Source organism: Daejeonella sp. (assembly GCF_030684675.1).
In the GTDB taxonomy this organism is placed as follows: Bacteria; Bacteroidota; Bacteroidia; order Sphingobacteriales; family Sphingobacteriaceae; genus Daejeonella.
Window position 1 is genome coordinate 49,858 of record NZ_JAUXXZ010000031.1, and the last position, 21,685, is coordinate 71,542.

Annotated in this window: 12 protein-coding genes; 7 read left to right on the plus strand and 5 right to left on the minus strand. The window is 39.5% G+C overall.

What is annotated here, in order from left to right; genetic code table 11:
• Window positions 1-195: 195 nt before the first annotated feature.
• The 7 genes from Q8M41_RS06335 (at window position 196) to Q8M41_RS06365 (ending at window position 11,597) form a co-directional block, all read left to right on the plus strand.
• Complete coding sequence (locus tag Q8M41_RS06335; protein ID WP_305364407.1) at window positions 196-2,244, plus strand: metal-sulfur cluster assembly factor; 2,049 nt, start codon at window positions 196-198, stop codon at window positions 2,242-2,244.
• A gap of 106 nt (window positions 2,245-2,350) precedes the next feature.
• On the plus strand, window positions 2,351-4,387 hold the full coding sequence (locus tag Q8M41_RS06340; protein WP_305364408.1) for a metal-sulfur cluster assembly factor: 2,037 nt from the start codon (window positions 2,351-2,353) through the stop codon (window positions 4,385-4,387).
• A gap of 23 nt (window positions 4,388-4,410) precedes the next feature.
• Entirely contained in the window at window positions 4,411-6,411 is a 2,001-nt protein-coding gene (locus Q8M41_RS06345) for a metal-sulfur cluster assembly factor (protein ID WP_305364409.1), read from the plus strand.
• 74 nt (window positions 6,412-6,485) lie between these two features.
• Window positions 6,486-8,519, plus strand: coding sequence for a metal-sulfur cluster assembly factor (locus Q8M41_RS06350; protein ID WP_305364410.1), 2,034 nt, complete (start codon window positions 6,486-6,488; stop codon window positions 8,517-8,519).
• Between the two features lie 98 nt (window positions 8,520-8,617).
• Window positions 8,618-9,925 carry an MFS transporter gene (locus Q8M41_RS06355; protein ID WP_305364411.1) on the plus strand — a complete coding sequence of 436 codons (1,308 nt, stop codon included), beginning with the start codon at window positions 8,618-8,620 and terminating at the stop codon, window positions 9,923-9,925.
• Window positions 9,926-9,989: 64 nt separating this feature from the next.
• Window positions 9,990-10,736 (plus strand): SDR family NAD(P)-dependent oxidoreductase, encoded by a 747-nt coding sequence (locus Q8M41_RS06360; RefSeq protein ID WP_305364412.1) that lies wholly within the window; start codon window positions 9,990-9,992, stop codon window positions 10,734-10,736.
• An 81-nt stretch (window positions 10,737-10,817) separates the two neighbouring features.
• Window positions 10,818-11,597: a creatininase family protein gene (locus Q8M41_RS06365; RefSeq protein WP_305364413.1), complete on the plus strand. Its 780-nt coding sequence runs from the start codon at window positions 10,818-10,820 to the stop codon at window positions 11,595-11,597.
• 644 nt (window positions 11,598-12,241) lie between these two features.
• Here Q8M41_RS06365 and Q8M41_RS06370 read toward each other — a convergent pair.
• The 5 genes from Q8M41_RS06370 to Q8M41_RS06390 form a co-directional block, all read right to left on the minus strand.
• Entirely contained in the window at window positions 12,242-13,372 is a 1,131-nt protein-coding gene (locus tag Q8M41_RS06370) for an efflux RND transporter periplasmic adaptor subunit (RefSeq protein WP_305364414.1), read from the minus strand.
• 5 nt (window positions 13,373-13,377) lie between these two features.
• Window positions 13,378-17,730 carry a CusA/CzcA family heavy metal efflux RND transporter gene (locus Q8M41_RS06375; protein ID WP_305364415.1) on the minus strand — a complete coding sequence of 1,451 codons (4,353 nt, stop codon included), beginning with the start codon at window positions 17,728-17,730 and terminating at the stop codon, window positions 13,378-13,380.
• A gap of 83 nt (window positions 17,731-17,813) precedes the next feature.
• Window positions 17,814-18,191 (minus strand): hypothetical protein, encoded by a 378-nt coding sequence (locus Q8M41_RS06380; protein WP_305364416.1) that lies wholly within the window; start codon window positions 18,189-18,191, stop codon window positions 17,814-17,816.
• A gap of 107 nt (window positions 18,192-18,298) precedes the next feature.
• Window positions 18,299-21,208 (minus strand): hypothetical protein, encoded by a 2,910-nt coding sequence (locus Q8M41_RS06385; protein WP_305364417.1) that lies wholly within the window; start codon window positions 21,206-21,208, stop codon window positions 18,299-18,301.
• Between the two features lie 2 nt (window positions 21,209-21,210).
• Window positions 21,211-21,507 carry a hypothetical protein gene (locus Q8M41_RS06390; protein WP_305364418.1) on the minus strand — a complete coding sequence of 99 codons (297 nt, stop codon included), beginning with the start codon at window positions 21,505-21,507 and terminating at the stop codon, window positions 21,211-21,213.
• Window positions 21,508-21,685 lie beyond the last annotated feature (178 nt).

The window sequence follows — 21,685 nt, forward strand, 5'->3', positions numbered from 1 at the left end:
ATCATCATAATACCCCGGGCATACCTGCGTAAGCAGGTATGCCCTAATTTACCCATCAATTGGTATTGATGTTGCTTTGATATTTTTTGTCTGAAAGTCCCCAGATTTTAACAGCGTGGATTTTGATTCATTGTTAGAATTTGTCAGATGTTCATTTTAAAATTTGATTGCTTATAATCCTGATAATCTCAAATCATGCTAGAATCTAATGAGAACTTTTCTGCCTTAACTGATATGGAGCATTCGGGTGGTAGTACTGAAAATGATATCTCTACACTTCCTCGTCAACTTTTTGATGAAAATATATCTTCTGCAAACCTTCAATTGAAACGAAGGAAGTTCTTAGGCCTGGGATTACTGGGAATGGCTGGTTTTGGATTACCATTTAGAGCAAATGGATTTGATAATAAAATTGTTGAAGAATTTGTAAATGATATTGTTGCCTCGGAAACTGATTTGTTTAAAAAGCATTCGGATAGTTTTGAGGATAAAATGAAATTGATGCAGAAGGCCTGGGATGAAAAGGATTTCAGGATGGTGCGTTCCCTAAGTGACTCTATCAGGAATACGGGTATTCAGGCTCAGAATGAATATGAAGATCCGGGTAAGCCTTTGGTCAGTGGGAGTCAGTTTGGGATTGTTGCAAGCCTTCCGCTAGCCTGGAGAACCTGGGCAAAAGGCTGGAAATATTACAAAACCATTGGTCTTGAAGAAAAGGCCGGAATATCAAGACAAGCTGAACCGGTAGAAGTTCTGTTAGGCTTCCGTTCTGATCAGGTTAACTCATTGGCACGTGAAATTCGTGTGGTAGAAATTAATAATGGCTTACTAAAAGAAGTTACCTCCCAGGTTTTTGGAGTTGTGAGAAGAGGAACTGACAGGTTGTGTAAGGTCATGTTTTTGGCTGATAATAATGGGTCTGAAAAACGACAATATTTAGTTTTCTACGGAAATCCTGATGCTGAATTACCCGAATATACAACAGATCTTGAAGTGAGAGGGGAAGGCTATGATCTTGAAATTGAAAATCAGTATTTTATTGCCAAACTTTCTAAGCAAACTGGTCAATTGGAGCGGATGCTGATTAAGAGGGAGCATGGTGTTGAATTATATGCCGGTGGTCCGGCTCATGCAGAAACTCCCTGCATTGACTGGTCCCATGATTACGTTGCTGAAGATTTTTTTATGAAAGTCAGGATTCAGTACTGGGGTGAATGCCCTGATTATGAGATTGTTCGTGGACCAATATGTACAATAGTCAGACGCTGGGGCTTTCCACACTCAGCACTTCATCCAATCTATAATCCTTCACGTCTGAATATTAATGTAGAGTATCGATTTTATTCAGGATTGCCATACTTCTACAAATCCAGTAAAATGAAGGCTGTAAAAGCGTTTGTTATCCAGACTATGCGGGATGATGAATGGGTTTTCACAGGTCAGCCTTTTACCGGAAGTTTATGGATTGGAGCTGATGAGAAAGTAAAGTTCGGCGAAGTTGATGAAGCCAATAAAAACAGTGTAAGGGGATTTGGCTACTATAATAAAGATTCGAAAGACTCTTTTGTGGGTCTTTATTTAGATCATTCTTCGGAAGTAATACCAGATCTTCTGAATGGTGGTGGTTCCTTGTTTTACTATAACTGGCACGGAACAGTATGGGTCCGCCATCCAACCATGGTGGGAATAAAAAACCATACCATACCGGAAGGCGCTATTCTTAAGCAAAAGAACGCTTACGTTACGATTGCCTTTACTCAAAAGGATGGGCCAGGCAAAATTGAAGCACTGAGGAAAGAACTATTAAGTCCTATGGACAGTTATTCTTCCGGCTTAACAGCTATAGCTTCTGCAAAGGAAAGTAAACGCTCCCTGGCAAGACCTGGTGAAGCCGGGGATAGCCCGATCTCTAAGGCTGTTTTATGGGAGGCATTGAAAAGCTGTATTGATCAGCAAATGTACATTTCAAATGTAAATCTGGTTGAACTCGGCTACATTTATAATCTTTCTATGGATGATGATGGCGTAGTTAAAGTTCTCATGACTATGCCACACAGGGGACGACCATTATCGAGTTTCTTTATCTGGGGTTCCAGTGTAGTACATCGTACAGTTTCAAAAACAATTGTCGGCGCATTAATGGAAATTCCGGGAGTTCGCAAAGTTGTTGTAGACCAAACCTGGTATCCTGAATGGAATTCCAATCTAATGACCGACGACTGTCGTAAAAAATTAGGAATATGAGCAATAAGATACAAATTCAATATTTTGTTCTGGTATTATTAACCTGATATCCGATACGATATACCTTATTTTATGACAATAGTAATTTGAAATATAAATTAGAAAAATGAAAACAAATATTCCAAATCAATCCGAAATAAAGATGCTTAATGACTCATTTTCTGAAAAATTAGATGAAGGTTTTTCGCCTTCCAAAGCAAATGAGAATGAGCTCTCAGCTCAGATTTCGGATCCTATCAAACGAAGAAAATTCCTGGGAATGAGTTTGTTAGGCATTGTTGGTCTGAGTTTGCCCTTTGGGGCTAGAGCCGAAAATAATTCTGTTGAGGACTTTGTAAAAGGAGTTATAGCTGCAGAAACTGAACTTTATAAGAAGCAGTCGGATACCTTCGAAACAAAGATAAAATTAATTGAAAAAGCCTGGGCAGAAAAGGATTACCGAATGGTGCGGTCATTAAGTGATTCATTGCGGAATACAGGTATTCAGGCACAAATTGAAGATGAAGATCCGGGAAAGCCTTTGGTAGGTTCGGGCCAGTTTGGCACTGTTGCAACGCTTCCTGCGGCCTGGAAATCATGGGCGAATGGTTGGAAATATTATAAAGTAATTGGTTTAGAAGAAAAAGCAGGTATTAAAAGAAATGCAGAGCCTGTGGAGGTTCTCTTAGCTTTTCAATCTGAACAGGTAACCTCTCTTGCACGGGAAATTCGTGTTGCCGAGATCAGTAATGGTCAGATAAAGGAAGTCACTTCTCAGGTTTACGGAGTTGTAAGAAGGGGAGCTGAAAGATTATGTAAACTGATGTTTCTTGCTGATAATCAGGGTCGTGAAAAACGCAATTATCTCGTGTTTTTCGGTAATCCGGATGCCGAACTGCCTGAATATACTTCAGATCTTGAAGTAAGCGGAGAAGGCTATCACTTAAAAATAGAAAATCAATACTTTATTGCCTCACTTTCTAAACAAACTGGTCAATTGGAGCGGATGTTAATTAAAAGGGAGCATGGGGTTGAATTATATGCAGGAGGTCCCGGACACGGAGAAACTCCTTGTATCGACTGGGCTCACGATTATGTTTCTGAAGATAATTTTATGAAGGTCAGAATCCAGTACTGGGGTGAATGCCCCGATTATGAAATTGTACGTGGTCCAATCTGTACTATTGTCCGTCGCTGGGGATTCCCGCATTCGGCCCTGCATCCTGTCTATAATCCATCCCGTTTAAATATTGACATTGAGTACCGCTTCTATGCCGGACTACCTTTCTTCCACAAGTTTGGTAAAATGAAAGCTGTCAAGCAATTTGTTTCTACCGCTCTCAGAGATGATGAATGGGTATTTACAGGTCAGCCTTTTACAGGAAGTTTGTGGATGGGAGCTGATGAAAAGTTGAAATTCGGGGAGATAGATGAAGCAAATAAACACAGTGTTAAGGCCTTCGGATACTACAACAAAGACTCCAAAGATTCATTTGTAGGTTTGTATTTAGAACATTCTGCAGAAGAAATTCCGACATTTCTTCATGCCGGACATTCCATGCTATATTATAACTGGCATGGAACCACATGGTCACGCTATCCGCTCGAAAGAAATCAAATCGTGTCGGTAGGAGCAATTCTGCATCAGAAAAATGCCTATGTAACTATTGGTTTTACCGAAGCTGATGGACCGGCTAAAATTGAAGCATTAAGAAAAGAATTATTAAGTCCGCTATCAACCTTTCAGGCTGCATTGCCAACTGGAGTAGCGGCGAAAGAAAATAAGAGGGTTCTTGCAAGAGAAGGTGAAGCACAGAATGGGCAGATTCCAAAACAGGTTTTGTGGGATGCTTTACGGAATTGTAAAGATCAGCAGTTGTATATCGCAGATGTCAATATTGTTGAGCTGGGATATATTTATAATCTTTCAATGGATGATGATGGTGTAGTAAAAGTTTTGATGACAATGCCACATCGAGGCAGACCATTATCGAGTTTCTTTATCTGGGGATCAAGTGTAGTACATCGTACTGTCTCAAAAACCGTAATGGGAGCACTTACTGAAATTCCGGGTGTTCAAAAAGTTATTGTTGATCAGACCTGGTATCCGGAATGGAATTCCAATCTCATTTCTGAGGAGGGTCGTAAAAAATTAGGCATATAATTTCGAAGAATTAAATTTTTACCGTGAAAAAAATTAATCCAGCTAAATCAGAATCAATGCTTCAGGAAGCAACCTCAGCAAGACCATATCCGAATGAAACCCGGGATTCGGAAGGAATGAAGCGACGAAAATTTCTTGGTATGGGTTTATTGGGTGTGGCAGGTCTAAGTTTGCCACTTGCCAATACAGCCAAAGCTAATACCGCCGTTGAGAATTTTGTGGCTGAATCTGTTTCAATCTCAGAGTCTGTCTCCAGCCAGTCGGATAGTTTCGAGGATAAGATGAAAATGCTTCAGAAGGCCTGGGATAAGAAAGATTATCGTCTGGCCCGGGCATTAACAAATTCGCTTCGAATCTCTGAAATTCAGGCACAGGCAGATCATGAGGATTTGGGAACTCCTCTGGTTGGAGCAAATCAATTTGGGACTGTTGCTTCACTTCCATCTGCCTGGAAGAACTGGGCGAAGGGCTGGTTGTATTATAAAGTTGTGAATCTGGAAGAGAAGGCGGGTATCCAGCGTAAAGCAGAACCTGTAGAGGTTTTGCTGAGTTTTCAGGCAACTCAGGCTGCCTCACTTGCCCGCGAGGTTCGTGTTGCCGAGATAAAGGATGGAGCATTGACAGAGGTTATATCACAGGTATTTTCAGAAATTAGACGAGGAGCTGAAAAGATTTGTAAACTTCTGTTTCTTGCAGATAATCAGGGTAAAGAGAAGCGGACTTACCTCATTTTTTATGGTAATCCGGATGCAGAACTGCCCAATTATCAATCGGATCTGAAGGTGACTGGCGAAGGTTATGGTCTGGATATTGAAAACGAATATTTCACCGCTTATCTTTCAAAGCAAACCGGTCAGCTGGCCAGATTGATTTTGAAACGCGAGCATGGATTAGAGGTCTACTCTGGCGGACAAGGACATGGTGAACCTGCCGGTATCGATTGGGCACATGATTATGTGACTGAGGATAATTTTCAAAAAGTGCGGATCTCCCTTTGGGAAGAATGCCCGGATTTTGAAGTTGTCAGAGGTCCTATCTGTACAATCATTCGTCGCTGGGGAGTACCTTATTCCCCGGTACATCCAATTTTCTCTCCTGCCAGGATGAATATGGATATCGAGTATCGTTTCTATGCCGGTTTACCTTATTTTCACAAGTTTGGTCATATGTCGGCGCTTAAGACATTTGATATGGTCTATGTAAGAGATGATGAATGGGTAATTACCGGACAATCATTTACTGATATGCTCTGGATGAATTCTGAAGGTGAGGTGCAATTGGGGCCGGTGCCTGAAGAATCAGCAGAAAAATTATGGGGAGTAGGCTTCTTTAACAAAGACACGAAGGATTCTTTTATTGGGCTCTTTCTTGACCATCATACTGATGGATTCCAGGAACCAAGTCATAACGGATCACCGAACTTCTATTACAAATGGCATGGTCAGTTCTGGCAAAGAATGCCGGTGCCAAAAGGGGTAAAAACAATACCGGAAGGTGCTGTTTTTCATCAAAAGAACGCCTATGTTACCCTTCCTTTTGATACAAAAGATGGTCCCGCAAAGATCGAAGGATTGAGAAAAGAATTAATGAATCCATTGCATGGTTCTGCAAGTTCGCTTCAAGTGAATGGTCTTGCAAAGGAAAGTCCGGGACGTTTGGCCAGACTTGCAGAGGCTCAGGATAGCCCGATTTCAAAAGAATTGATCTGGAAGGCTCTTAGAGATGTTAAAGATCCCCAATTCTATAAATCAGATACCAGCATAGTAGATCTCGGCTTAGTATATGATGTGACAGTAAGGGGGAGTGTTGTAAAAGTATTAATAGCAATGCCTCATCGGGGCCGCCCGCTTGGGACCTATTTTGCCTATGGATCTAATGTGGTGCATCCCACTACTTCCAAAAATATTTTAACAGCGGTGTATGAGGTTCCGGGGGTTAAGAAAGTGATCATGGAACAGACCTGGTATCCGGGCTGGAGTTCTAATATGCTGACGGATGATGGACGCAAAAAATTGGGTATTTAGAATTGAGATTATATAATTAGTTTATCTAAAAAGATACTTTTTACTAATGAATATTTGACATAAACAGAATGAACATGAAGAAATTTAATCCAAGCAAGTCTGCATTAAAAATGCATGATAATTCCTCTGAAAAAGGAATAGGAGAGCTAACAGAAATTACAAAAGCCGGTTCAGAACCGCAGTTCACTGACGGGATGAAACGTCGTAAATTCTTGGGTATGGGTCTTTTAGGTTTTGCAGGTTTGACCTTACCTTTAAGTTCAAAATCAGAAGCTCAGAATTCTATTGAGAATTTTGTAAAGGAGAGCATTGCACCTTTTGCTGATAAAACAACCAGTCAGACTGATAGTATTCAGGAAAAAATTCAATTGCTTCAGGAAGCATTGGGAAAGAATGATTACAGAACAGCCAGAGCCCTTACTAATTCAATCCGGATATCAGAAATACAATCTCAGGCTGAAGAGGAGGATTTCGGAACCCCTCATGTTGCTGCAAGCCAGTTTGCAACGGTTGAGTCACTTCCTTCAGCCTGGAAAACCTGGGCTAAAGGCTGGAAATATTATAAGGTTGTAAGTCTGGAAGAAAAAATTGGTACTCCGCGTAAAGCAGAACCGGTTGAAGTTTTGTTGAGTTTTCAGGCAGCTCAAACTGCATCACTGACGCGTGAAATACGGGTAGCAGAAATTAAAGACGGTGTTTTGACTGAAGTAATTTCTCAGGTGTTCTCCGAGGTACGAAGAGGGTCAGAAAAGATCTGTAAATTATTATTCCTTGCTGATAATCAGGGTAAGGAAAAGAGACAATACATTGTTTTCTACGGTAATCCGGATGCAGAATTACCTAACTATCAGTCTGATTTGAAGGTTACCGGTGAAGGCTACGGACTGGATATAGAAAATGAATTTTTTACAGCCATTCTATCCAAACAAACCGGACAGCTTGCCCGAATGATCTTAAAACGTGAGCATGGCCTGGAGATCTATTCCGGTGGTCAGGGTCATGGCGAACCTGCCGGAATTGATTGGGCTCATGATTATGTTTCAGAAGATGGGGTTCAAAAAATGCGCATCTCATTATGGGATGAGTGTCCTGATTTTGAGGTTGTTAAAGGTCCGATATGTACTATTATTCGTCGCTGGGGATTCCCTTATTCACCCGTACATCCTATATTCTCGCCTGCCAGGATGATCATGGATATAGAGTATCGCTTTTATGCTGGTTTACCTTATTTCCATAAGTTCGGGCATATGACTGCAGTCAAGCAATTCTCACCTGCAGCTTTAAGAGATGATGAATGGGTAATAACCGGACAGTCATTTACCGATATGTTATGGATGGGACCAGATGAAAAATTAAAAACAGGAAATGTTCCTGCAGAGTTAAGTGAGAAATTATGGGGAATTGGTTTCTTCAATAAAGATACCAAGGATTCATTCTTCGGATTCTTCCTTGAGCATCATGCAGAAGGTTTAGGGGCTGAATTAGCTCATAATGGATCACCTAATTTACATTATCAATGGCATGGACAAATCTGGAGCAGATACCCGGTTCCAAAAACAATAAAGACCATCCCTAAAGGAGCAGTATTGCATCAGAAGAATGCCTATGTAACAATACCATTTACCTTGAAGGATGATACTGTAAAGATTGAAAACCTGAGACAAGAGCTTCTAAATCCATTGAGCAGATCAGGGTCAATGCTTCCTAATGGAATAATCGCTAAAGAAAGTCCGCGTCGTTTGGCACGGGCATCCGAAGCTCAGGACAGTCCGATCAATAAAGCATTGCTTTGGGAAGCATTGGGATTGGTAAAAGATCCGCAGCTGTATAAATCTGATATCAGTATTGTTGATCTGGGATTGGTTTATGATATAGCGGTTCGTGGTAGTGTGGTAAAAGTAACCCTGGCGATGCCGCACAGAGGCCGGCCACTCGGTGCTTATTTCACGCATAGTTCCAACGTGGTTCATTCCAGTGTTTCAAAAACGATGATGGAAGCCCTTTATGCTGTTCCGGGTGTCAAAAAAGTAATTATGGAACAAACATGGTATCCTTTATGGAGTGTGAACCTGCTTACAGATACTGGTAGAAAGAAACTGAATCTTTAAAATTTTTGAATAAACCTTTATGTTTAGCCGGCTCATTATTGAGTCGGCTTTCCTAAAATGATCCTGTCCATTTTTCTTAGCTTTTAAACCCCTATTCTATGTCTGGCCGAAAAATAAAAAATTATCGCTGGCTCATCTTAACCTTATTGGTTTCGGCCACTACAATCAATTACCTTGACAGGCAAATCCTTGGTTTACTAAAACCAACCCTTGAAGTGGAGTTCACCTGGTCTGAAACAGATTTTGCTTTTCTGGTAATGGCATTTACTGGTGCTTATGCGGGTGGTTTGATCTCATGGGGATGGTTGATTGACCGGATTGGAACCAAACCCGGGTATGTTATTTCAGTTGCGGCATGGAGCATTATGGGCATGCTGCATGCAGCCGCAAGAAGTGTTACTGGCTTTGGGTTAGCCAGGATTGGTTTAGGTCTGACTGAATCAGGAAATGTACCTGCCGGTATGAAAACGATTGCAGAATGGTTTCCAAAAAAAGAACGAGCATTAGCTACCGGTTTATTTAATGCAGGAACCAGTTTTGGTATAATCATAGCCTTGCTTATTGTTCCCTGGATTCTGAGGAATTATGGCTGGCATGAAGTATTCATTATTACCGGATCTGTGGGTTTTATATGGCTCTTGGTTTGGATATATGTTTATGATGTACCATCGAAACACAAACGCTTAACTGAAGAAGAGTATAACTATATTCATGACGGGCAAAAACTCGATTCCGAGGCTGAGGTAGAAGTTGTGAAAATAAAATGGTTCAAACTATTTACATATCCTCAGACCTGGGCATTTATTACAGGCAAGATATTACTTGATCCCATTTATTGGTTTTTCATGTTTTGGTTGCCATCCTATTTCGCTTCAACTTTCAAGCTGAATATGTCGAATTTGAGCCCTGAATTGATGATAATCTATACTATGACCATTTTAGGAAGTGTAGGAGGTGGTTATTTTTCATCCTGGCTAATCAAAAGAGGCTGGCCGACTTTAAAAGCAAGAAAAACTGCACTTTTTATTTTTGCAATTATGGAATTAACCGTACTTTCCGCTCAGTATGCAACCAATGCATGGATGGTAGTTGGAATCCTCAGTTTTACGCTGGCGATACATCAGGCCTGGAGTACAAATATATTTACATTGGTTGTTGACCTTTTTCCGAAGCAGGCAGTAAGCTCTGTTACAGGTATAGGTGCGATGTCCGGAGCGGTAGGAGGTATGCTGTTCCCATTATTCGTTGGATATATTTTGGACAGCTACAAATCTGCGGGGAATTTAATCGGAGGCTATAATCTGCTTTTCATTATTTGCGGATTGACCTATCTTTTTGCCTGGACGATCATTCATTTATTGACCAGGAAATCAGATACTGTAAGTTTACAGGAATTGGTTGAATAATATTTAGGAAGAAATTGAAATCCCGCATATGTATGTGGGATCATTAAAAACAAATTATTAAGTAATGAAAATTGAATTTAAAGATCAGGTGGGAATTATTACCGGAGCTGCCTCCGGTTTAGGTCAGGCTATCGCCTTGAACTTATCAAAAAAGGGTGTAAAACTTGCCTTATTTGATAGGGATACAAATGGTTTACAAAAAACAAGGAACCTGTTGGCAGGGGAGTCAGAAATCTATGTTTTAGATATTACAAATGAAGCAGAAGTTGCAGATTCAATTAACAAAGTAAATGAGCATTTTGGCAGGATTGATATTCTGGTCAATTGTGCAGGTATTGTTGGAAAAACAAATATCCTTAGTCATGAAGTTGAGGCTGAAAATATGCAATTGGTTCTTAATGTGAATCTGATGGGATCATTTTATACCTCTAAATACGCAATACCAAAAATGCTTAAGAATAATTATGGAAGGGTTCTTCACATAGCCTCCATTTCGGGTAAGGAAGGCAATGCCGGAATGCTTGCCTATTCTACATCCAAAGCTGCCGTAATTGGTATGACCAAAGTGCAGGGTAAAGAATATGCTGAGACGGGAGTTACTATCAACGCACTTGCACCTGCAGTAATTCGTACCGCAATGGTTGAATCCCTGCCTGATGAACAGGTGAAATATATGACTGATAAAATTCCGATGAAACGATGCGGGACTTTGGAAGAGGCGGCATCAACTGCTGCTTTCATCGTATCGCCTGAAGCAAGTTTTTCTACGGCATTTACCTTCGATCTTTCAGGTGGAAGAGCAACTTATTAAATTTAAACACAAAACAATTAATAAATAGAAAAATACGACAGGATCCCCGGCTCCTGTTATTTTTTCCTAATCTGATAATTTATGTATTGGGATCAACTTACATCCGTACAGCTCGCTGCTCTGGATAAACAAACTCCTGTTCTCTTGAACATTGCTGCCATTGAGCAACATGGAGCCCACTTGCCGGTAGCTACAGACAGATTGATTGGGGAACATTTTTCAAGCCTGCTTAATAATGAAATAGGTGATAAAGTTCTGATTCTGCCAATTGTTGCAGTTGGATGTTCAGATCATCACATGGGCTTTTGCGGAACTCTTACACTCAGTCATCATACATTTGCGGCTGTTGTGAAAGAAATTATACAATCTGTTTTAAACCATGGATTTTATAATATTATTCTGCTGAACAGCCATGGCGGAAATCAGGGCATTATGCAGGTCATTATTGAACAACTTGGATTTGCCAACCCGAATGCTCATATCCTTGGTGCTTCCTGGTGGAATGTAGCAAAAGAAGAACTACTGAAAATCACAGAAACAGGTCCTGGGGGCACCGGCCATGCTTGCGAATTTGAAACTTCTTTGATGAAGGTTATTGGCCCGCACTTAGTTCAGGAATCATTGATAAAGCCTGGAGCCAATGTACCGGCATTTCCTTCGGTGGAAGGAGATTTGCTATCCGGCCCCAAAATTTCCTTTTATCGCACGATGAAGGAGTTGACTCCCAATGGTGTTTATGGTGATCCAACCAAATCCTCTGCTGAAAAAGGGGTTCGTATTGGTGAATGTGTTACAGCCGCTTTAAAACAATTGGTATCAGATATCTATAAACTGAAGGGGAGAAAATACACTAAATCCTGATTGTTAAGCTCCTGATTTAATATTGAATTTTTATAGACCTGAGTTCGAATCTAAGGAAGGTTAAAAGATAGGGTTATAATTATCCAGATAAGGCTCTGGAGTGTAAATAATTTGATTTAGGAAAGCAATACTTGTGTGTTATAGGCTAGTTCAGCCCTTTCCTCCGGGGGTAGTTCCGGCAGAAAATCGCGTTCTATTTCAAATTACGAATAGCCGGAAGTTACCTCCTCCGGCAAGGTTTATTTTACCCTGAGCTGTTTTTCATTGGGACGGGCAGCCCGGTTCTGTTGGTGTATTCGCGGTGACATTATTTAAGGATTACGATCCTGACGAAAGTGATCCTGACGAAAGTCAGGATCTCCTCCATTATTAAAAAAATGCATTGTCATTCTGGCGGAAGATTCTGGCGGAAGCCAGAACCTCCTGCCCCTTAAATAATGACATTGCGCGCGCGCTAGCTAGGATATTTAATAATTCTGCAGCAAAAATATTGCAGAATACGGGAAACCGGGACAGAAGAGGCACAAACCCTGCTTTCTAAACAAGAGAAAAATCTTCAATTTTAATTTAATCGGTAAGATTTTATGTCGAACTCTCGCTATAAGGTATAGGTCCTTTTTAATATACAAAGGACCTATTTTATATTACTCTTCAGATTTATTTTTAAGAGACATCAGTAGGGTATAGGCTCCTTTTGTCACTATTTCTTTGTCAGCAAAGGCAGCACTATTGATCACCTCTGCATATTTATTCTCTTTTACACCGGTTTCAACGGCCTTCATCTCAAATTCCGTTCCTCCCTTTTTAACAAATACATAATCCAGACCTTCGAAACTAACAATTGCTTCTTCCGGAATGGCGAGGGTTTCATGGCTTTTTATTTCGATCTCAGCATTCATATACATTCCGGGTACTAAGGATTTGTTAAAATTTTCAAAATGACAATGAACCTCTGCTGTTCGTTCTGTACTGATATCTCCACTGATCAGGCTAATCTCACATGGATACTTTTTATCAGGCTGATTATTGGTATAGGCCATTAATTTTTGTCCTTTAGAAAGTTTAGCAAGATCCTTTTCAAATATTTTTAAGTTTAAATGTATGTTTGATGGGTCGATAATTTCAAAAAGTATATCCGACGGATTTACAAATCGTCCAATATTGACATTCACTTTCGAAACAATACCTCCAATAGGCGAATGCAGAGGAACAGTTCTTGAAATAGTATTCTCAGTAATATTGTTTGGATTAATATTAATCAGGCGCAGTTTTTGGGCAAGTGAGTTCAGGCTTATAGTTAAAGTACTATAGTCCATCTGAGCCTGCTGAAAGATCTTATCGCTGCTCGCTTTACTTTGATTTAATTCCCTTTGACGCTCGAGCTCTGCTTTACTAAACACCAGTTTCGATTTGATGGTGAGGTATTCCTGTTGCAGCTGTATGTATTGCTGATCCTCCATTATTGCAATGGTTTCGCCTCTTCTAACCTGCATACCGGGTATAAGTCTTGTCGACTTTAAATAGCCGCCCATTGGCATTGATATAGATATCATGTTTTGGGGTGGAACATCTATCGTACCACTTGCTTTTAAAACTGAAGCAATACTTCTATTTTCCAGTTTCCCTAAAACGATTCCTGCAGATTTAAATTGAGCCTCTGTCAGATTCACTATATTTTGGTTTGCATTTGCATCTGCTTTAACCTCTTCCGTAGGACTCTTGGTTCCACAGGCTGTTATTAATAAAATAGCAGATAAGATTATAATATTTTTCATTTGATTTATTGTTTTGAGCCTAAATAATTTAAATTAATAATGCTTTCATTTAAAGCCTTTATGATATCCAGATAATTATTCCGGATAACTATAGCTTGGTTATTCAGCATTACCCAATCCAGATAATTGATGTCACCGTTTATAAATTGTTTATCAGCCGTTTCACTGATTGTTTTTGCTTCAGGCAGGGAATTCTTTTCAAAATAATTTGCAGCCTCCAAATAGCTTTCATATTGTGATTGGGCACTTTCATATTGATTTTCAATCGTTTGAAGCTGATTCTGATATTCATTATCAGCTATCATTTCACGTACTCTTGAAGCATTTACTCTTGCTTTCTGAGCACCGGCAAATATGGGTATCCCAATTCCGATATGACCCGAATTAAAGCGTTTGGATGGAGAATACAGTGTATTATCTGCACCAGTACCCTGAATACTAGTATTGAAATAGCCTAGACTTAAATCAGGCAGCATTTTTGATCGCTCCAGAGTGGTATTTGCGGCTGTGATTATCTTCTGCTGATCTGTAATTTTCAATAGGGGATGTTCTTCCAATGCCTGAGATGACACCATAACCGGGAGATCAATTCTTAAAGAATTCACTATTGGTTCAAATCGATTCGTAGTGTTTAGAACTAGCTGTAGTTGTAGTTTTGCCAGTTGAATCTCTTCCTGTAAGGATTTTAATTGCAGAAAGATACCGCCCCGCTGACTTTGCGCCGTTGCTTTCTCTAATACATTGCTCTCACCTGTTTTAAACCTTAAATTGGCTTTCTTCACAAATTCTGAATAGATGCTGTCTGCCTGCAATAGAAGTTTTTCCTTCTCCCTCAGAATAACAATACTGTGATAGATCTGAGAAACTGCCCTTTTGATTTCAGCTTCTTTTAATGAGACACTTAAAACTGAGGCCTTCCATTCTTCATTCAGAACCTTTTTTTGATTGGAATAGACAGTTGGAAAACTAAAGGACTGACTTAGCCCGAATCGGTTATCATTATAGATACTGTTTATCTGCCCAAACTCTGTACTCAGATTCGCCTGTGGAACATTTGCTGATGAACTGATCAGCTTTTGCTGATATTCAGCTTTAAGCTTTTCATTTTTAACTGATAAGTTATTCTTTAAAGCGGTATCAATAGCCGCTTGAAGACTTATCCGCTCTTGTCCATTTGCTTCAAGAATACCCGAAAATACTATTACCAACAGTAAGGCTGCCGGTATCTTTGAAACTTTTGATTTTCCTGTTTTCTCAAAAATGATGTAGAGTATTGGCAGAACAAATAAAGTCAGCAGGGTAGCAATCATTAAGCCCCCTATAACCACGGTAGCCAGGGGTTTCTGAACTTCAGCCCCGGCTCCGCTGCTCAATGCCATTGGTAAGAATCCCAGAGATGCTACAAATGCAGTCATCATAACCGGACGCAAGCGAATTTTTGTTCCCATAAGTACGATTCTATTTAGATTTTTAAGTCCTGATGCTTTAAGCCTGTTGAATTCGGCAATCAGGACAATTCCGTTTAAAACTGCGACTCCAAATAATGCGATGAAACCAATTCCGGCACTGATGCTAAAGGGCATCCCACGCAGTGCCAAAAAGAAAATCCCACCAATAGCCGACAGGGGTATGGCCGTATAGATAATTAAGCCGTGTTTCACAGAATTAAAAGCAAAAAATAGAAGTAAAAAAATGAGTAGCAAAGACACCGGAACAGCGATCATCAGTCTTTGCTTTGCTGCATTAAGGTTCTCAAATGCACCACCATACGTGATATAATATCCTACCGGAAGTTTTATCTGTTCATCAACTTTTAATTGCAGCTCATTTACAATACTCTGTACATCACGCCCTCTTGCATTAAAACCGACTACAATTCTGCGTTTTGCATCTTCCCGTTGTATCTGATTAGGACCATCCTTTATCTCTACCTTAGCAAGCTGGTAAAGTGGGATATTACTGCCTTGCGGTGTAGGAATTAATAAATTTCGTACATCTTCAAGGTCTTTTCTCCTTTCGGTATTTAGTCGTACTACAAGATTAAAACGCTTTTCGCCTTCAAAAATAAGTCCTGTGCTTTGCCCTGAAAATGCAGTGTTGACTACTTTATTGATATCAGAAATTTTTAAACCATACTGGGCAATGGTGGCTCTGTTATACTCAATAACGATTTGCGGCATTCCTGTAACTGGCTCAATGAACAAATCCTGGCTACCCTTAACTGTATTTACAATTTTACCCAGATTGCCTGCATATCTGGCAAGAGTATCAAGGTCCTCACCGAAAATTTTCAAAACTACATCCTGTCTTGCACCAGTCATTAATTCATTAAAACGCATTTGTACAGGATATTGAAAGCCTGTAGTAATTCCAGGTACATCCTGAAGTGCTTTCCCCATTTTTTCTGCCAATTCATTAAAGGTTTCTGCAGATGTCCATTCTTCTTTATCCTTAAGAATGACCATCATATCACTTGCCTCCATTGGCATCGGATCTGTAGGTACTTCACCACTTCCAATTTTAGTTACAACTTTTAAAACCTCAGGAAACTGTGTTTTGAGGATATGGGCGGCTTTCGTGGTGCTTTCAATCGTAGTATTGAGATTACTTCCAGTTAATACCCGTGTATCAACTGCAAAATCTCCCTCCTCCAATGCCGGAATGAATTCTCCTCCAAGTCTTGAAAGTATAAACACTGCAGTAATGAAAAGCACAATAACCGTTCCCAGCACAGCTTTTGGAAAACGTAAGATTTTTGAGAGTAAATTTTGATACCACCTCTCTATCCGGTACATTACTCTGTCTGATAGATTTGGTTTGTGTTTCACTTTTTTACTCAAAAACCAGGCACTCATCATTGGAATATAAGTCACAGATAGTATAAATGCTCCCAAAAGTGCAAATGCTACGGTTTGTGCCATTGGTTTAAACATCTTACCCTCAATGCCCTGTAAGGTTAGAATAGGCAGATAAACAATTAGTATTATTATTTGTCCGAAAACAGCACTATTCATCATTTTACTTGCTGATTTCTTGACCTCATCATCCATATTTGATTGGGTTAGGCGATTTACCATTGCATACCTGTTACCATGTGATATCTGATGCATTACAGCTTCCACTATAATAACGGCGCCGTCCACGATCAAACCAAAATCAAGTGCCCCTAAACTCATCAGGTTACCGCTTACCTTGAAGGTATTCATCAGAATAATTGCAAATAGCATTGCCAAAGGAATTACTGAAGCAACAAGCAAGCCTGCCCGGAAGTTGCCAAGAAAAAGCACCAGGATAAAGACAACAATCAAAGCTCCTTCAAGCAAATTTTTCTCTACCGTAAAAATGGCATTGTTTACCATTTTTGTCCGGTCAAGAAATGGCTCAATAATTACCCCTTCAGGCAGTGTTTTTTGAATTATGGCAATTCTCTCTTTAACATTTTTAATTACCTTACTGCTATTGGCATCTTTAAGCATCATTACAACAGCTCCCGAAACTTCACCTTCATCATTATAGGTCATAGCCCCGTATCGTGTGGCATATCCGATATTGATTTCAGCTACATCCCTGATGAATATAGGCGAACCACTTTCTGTGTTTTTTATACTGATACTTTCAATATCTTCTTTTGAGCCAATAAGACCTTCAGATCGGATAAAAAGTACAGTAGGTCCTTTTTCAATGTAAGCTCCACCTGTATTTTGATTACCTTGTTCAAGTGCATTGAAAACATCATGAATGGTAATATTAAAGGATTGTAATTTATTGGGGTCAACCGTTACTTCATATTGTTTTAGCTTTCCTCCGAAACTGCTTACTTCAGCAACTCCTTCAACACCAAGTAATTGGCGCCTTACAATCCAGTCCTGAATGGTTCTGAGTTCAGTTTCATCATATTTGTTTTCATAGCCTTTTTCCGGCCTCACCACATACTGATAAATTTCGCCAAGTCCAGTGGAAATCGGACCTAATTCAGGTGTTCCTATACCCGGAGGAATTATTGTTTGTACTTGCTGAAGCCGCTCAGCAACTTGTTGCCTTGCCCAGTAAACATCTATTTCATCATTAAAGACAATGGTTACCAGCGAAAGACCAAATCTTGAAAAGCTTCTGATCTCTTTTATTCCTTTGATATTACTGTTTGCCTGCTCGATTGGAAAGGTTACCAATCGTTCAATATCTGTTGCACCGAATGAAGGGGCAACGGTGATAACCTGAACCTGATTATTTGTAATATCAGGAACGGCATCAATCGGTAGTTTTGTTGTTTGGCAGCCACCATAGACAATAAGCCCGATGACAAACAGTCCTACAATGAGTTTATTCCTGACGGAAAACTCTATAATTGCGTTTAACATATATTGTATTGTTTAACAATTTATTGATAATAAAAATGTACCAGCTCTTAATTTAGAGTGGTAAAAGAATTTTATAAAATTGTTTAACAGAATTTAGGCGGCTGCCAGATATTGGAAAGGTAGGTCGAATTAAAACAGATATTCTCCCGGAGATTATATTCATTCAAATCAATTACTACAGGTTTAATAAGTGTCAGGATAGTGGGATTGTGAATAAATGTTAATACGATACTGTGTACAGAACCTTCATGAGATTTGAACGGAAGACGCATATCCTTGTCATGGTCGGCATATTTTACATCATTATTAGTGTAATGCATGACCAGAAATCCCCAGAATGTTGTTCCCTGATTCAATGATTTATGTTCATTGAAATGCTCCAGAAGCAATGGCAATTTCAGCATCTGGTTAAACTCTGTGGAAGAGACCAGATAAGCAGAAAGAAGCAATATGGAAAGCATTTTTTTCACAATATAAAAGTATGGAAATATTACCTGGTTTTCAGATTATTAATCTATACGATAAGGTGTTTCTTAAAAAAAATGAATAAAATCCTAATCCATCACAATTATTCAGGAACAATACCTTCAGATACTTTGCTATTTAAATTTCCCATTCTCGATTTTAACTCATCTGCTTTAATTCCATTTCCTTCAGCTTCATAAAAGATGATGAGTTTTCTGAGTGCTTTGAAATTATAGTAATTATGGGTTACAGACTTTTCATAACTTTCAAGAGTTCCTGGTTTATCAGATTGTGACTCCAAGATCAGTCCTTTTGTATAATAGTAATCTGACATAAAAAAGGAGTTACCTTTTGGGACTATTGCTTGAAATACCTCTTCGGCAACCAGGGGATTCCTGCTTGAATTCAATAATCGCACAAATCGTAACTTATCAGTCTCCCTGAGATTTCTTAAACTATTTTTATATAAAGCTTTAATATATACATCGCTACTATCCTTTTTGCCCAATTCATGGTAGAGATCTGCAAGTCTTAAATTGAAATCTGCTCTTGAATTTCCTGACGCAGCAAGAATTCGTTGCGCTTCTTTTATGGTTGAAATAGCAATCTCATACTGCCTTATTTCAAACAGTGCATCTGCATAAATGTTTCTGTATTCATAGTTCTGAGGCTTCTGCTCAACAAGACTCTTCAATATATTAACAGATCCGGAATAGCCTAATTCAGATCTTAATACAGCTGAAAATGCAATGGCATCATTCCTTTGATCTCTCAAATAGGTTGAGATTATTGCACCGTTTTTTCCATATTGGTCGGCACTCTCAATGGCTTCAGCGATCATGCCGTTGCTTTTATACATTTCTCTCAGGGCTCTGTTGATATCCGACAACTCCTGATAATCATCTTCAAGATCAAAGGCTTTATTCAAAAACTTTGCTTGTTCCTGTATAGCAGTTTTTTGTTCAATCTCATTTACCGCCTGCTGTGCAGCACGGAGTTCTGAATAGGCAACATATATAGGGGCGTAACCGGGATTGATCAATTCGGCCTTTTTAATCCATTCTTCTGCTGCCTTGAAATTTTTCGCCTCCAGATTTAGTGTAGCTTCAGCAAGATAAATAGGTAGGTATTTCTGATCAAATTGTAAGGCAGTATCCAGGTATGCGAATCCAAGTTCCTTATTTCTTTGCTTAACATTGTTACTCAGATTCAGATAGATTTGAGACCAATTACTTGCCATTGCTTGTTTGTCTCCTGCAAGATAAGCTCTTTCCTTTTTAACGAGTTGATCTATGAAACGGTACATTTCCGGATCCTTGCTTTTAAGGTCTGAAGTGGTATTCATAGATTTAAAGTCCAGAGGATGGACTTTTACAGGCTCAAAATAGGCCGGATAGGTCTGGGCAAAGTATTCGCTTTCATTATTCTGAGAATAGTAATCAAGTGTGCGTTTCTCCTTCATCGCTTTATAATACAAAGCTCTTATGGACCGATTTTCCGAATCTGTTAATACCCTGCCATGAAACAGGTGAACATATTCATGAAGGATCACATTTCGCTCCATAAATGCCCCCCGTTCTACGTATTCAATAGCTGCAGCACCACTCCCAACTCCCCGGATATCCATCCATTGTCTGTTATCAAAAGTGGTCATAAACCGGAAGTATGGAGCATTCATTGTTATGGCCAGATCCTTATGCAGTGGTGGAATCCGGAATGAGTTATTTTGTCTCGAAAGGAAAGGAAAATAGACTACAGATGTGTAAAGCTGGTTCCACGCCATTGCTTTTATTCCGTCGCCGGGATAATAACTAACATCAGGAAAAACTTTTTGAAAGTTATCGATATCGCTGATCTTTGTGTTGTTTAGTTCATTAGTGATAGAATCAAAGCTTGAAAGATATCCAATGCGCTTTGACTTAATTACTGCCGATAAGCCATTATGAGCAGGCCCGTAGTGCTTTTTCCTTTCCAGTATTTCTCTGAAAATATGTTCAGCTGAATCCAAGCGGATATTCCTGTCAATCTCATAGGCAATATAATAAAGTGAAGCTTTGTGCAATCGTGGTAATACCGATGTAGGGTATTGCTTTTCTGTTTTATTTATTAATTCAATTGCCTGGGGTATTTGTTTCTGTCGAACCAGATCATCGCTCTTTTCTAAGGCTTTCCGAATCAGCTCATCATCCTTCTCAGCATAATCAGCATAAGTTAAATTGGTATGCCCGTTACCCCAATGCCAGTGGGTTTGATAATGTAATGGATTAATGGCTAACGCCAGTTCCCACTGAGCGGCCATTGCATTCAATTGCCGGGCATCAATCCTTCTCCAAATGGCATAGCCATAGCTGAAACGGGCATCGGCATTAAACGGGTCTAATTCAAGTGATTTCCTTAGCGGAGATTCTGCAAGTTCGGGCTGCTGATCCCAGAAAAAGACGTCCGCTTCAAGTAAATAAGCTCCCGCACTTTTAGGATTTGTCTTCATGATGCTTTTGGCGATTGCAAGAGCATCCTTGTATTTTTTTTGCAATAACTTCGCCCTTCCAAGTGTCAATAGTAATTTTTCAGATGTTTTCTTTTTCAGAGCCTTATCACAAATCCCTACAGCTTCCTGTAAACGCCAGGCTTGAATTTCCAGCCCTGCTTTCAATAATATCGCATGTTCGTTCCCGGATTGTTTATTTAGTACTTCATGAACCAGAACTTCTGCTTTTTTAAATTCATTACGTATAATGTGGTATTCTGCAGACATGAGCTGATATTCGCTTGTTGCAGGTTTGAATCGGTTAATTGCCAGACTGGCCTCTTCCCACATTCCCAGTTCGATCATTCTTTGTATGAGCGGGACTTTCTTTTTCTGCGGATCTGAAAGGGCGCTTAATAGCTGCTTTTTGTATTTATGCAATTCCTTTGTTGCCGATATTACACTATCAGGATTGATCGGTTGCCCAAAAGTTATCAGGGTATTCAGACTCAGTATGCAAGCCATATAAACACGCATTACTTTCATAATTACTCTGACTTGGGGCTTAGTTTTGAATTTTTAAGTTTTAAATAATCTCCGACTAAAATTGAAGCAGGGAATAAAACTTCTTCTTCGATTTTTGCATGTTTATAAACCTCTTTTTCGAGGTCAATGATTTCAGGATATTGCTGATTGGTATCTGCCTGCTTCATTTCATCCAGAAAAGCTTCGATCAGTTGATGCTCAGCACTCATATGGTTTAACTGAGATTTTAATTTTTCTGTTAATGCGATCACATTTTTAGTTTGTTCAGGTATTTTTCCATTAGTTAATTGGAGGAGCATTCCCAAAGGAGGCAATACATAATCTTTTTCTTCATTAATTGATGCTGCATCAAATTGTAAAGTTTTTTTGCAGCCAGGCCCGTACTGTCATTGACGGAAGTAATTTTATGAAGCTTTTCAAGAAGGTAATCATGCTCTTTCTTTATTGAGGCAGGCACTTCCGGTTTTCCTGAAAATG

Bases quoted from the DNA above. Each gene is read 5' to 3' on its own strand.
- Q8M41_RS06335 (WP_305364407.1), top strand. From the start codon at position 196: ATGCTAGAATCTAATGAGAACTTTTCTGCCTTAACTGATATGGAGCAT.
- Q8M41_RS06340 (WP_305364408.1), top strand. From the start codon at position 2,351: ATGAAAACAAATATTCCAAATCAATCCGAAATAAAGATGCTTAATGAC.
- Q8M41_RS06350 (WP_305364410.1), top strand. From the start codon at position 6,486: ATGAAGAAATTTAATCCAAGCAAGTCTGCATTAAAAATGCATGATAAT.
- Q8M41_RS06355 (WP_305364411.1), top strand. From the start codon at position 8,618: ATGTCTGGCCGAAAAATAAAAAATTATCGCTGGCTCATCTTAACCTTA.
- Q8M41_RS06360 (WP_305364412.1), top strand. From the start codon at position 9,990: ATGAAAATTGAATTTAAAGATCAGGTGGGAATTATTACCGGAGCTGCC.
- Q8M41_RS06365 (WP_305364413.1), top strand. From the start codon at position 10,818: ATGTATTGGGATCAACTTACATCCGTACAGCTCGCTGCTCTGGATAAA.
- Q8M41_RS06370 (WP_305364414.1), bottom strand. From the start codon at position 13,372: ATGAAAAATATTATAATCTTATCTGCTATTTTATTAATAACAGCCTGT.
- Q8M41_RS06375 (WP_305364415.1), bottom strand. From the start codon at position 17,730: ATGTTAAACGCAATTATAGAGTTTTCCGTCAGGAATAAACTCATTGTA.
- Q8M41_RS06380 (WP_305364416.1), bottom strand. From the start codon at position 18,191: ATGCTTTCCATATTGCTTCTTTCTGCTTATCTGGTCTCTTCCACAGAG.
- Q8M41_RS06385 (WP_305364417.1), bottom strand. From the start codon at position 21,208: ATGAAAGTAATGCGTGTTTATATGGCTTGCATACTGAGTCTGAATACC.
- Q8M41_RS06390 (WP_305364418.1), bottom strand. From the start codon at position 21,507: ATGCTCCTCCAATTAACTAATGGAAAAATACCTGAACAAACTAAAAAT.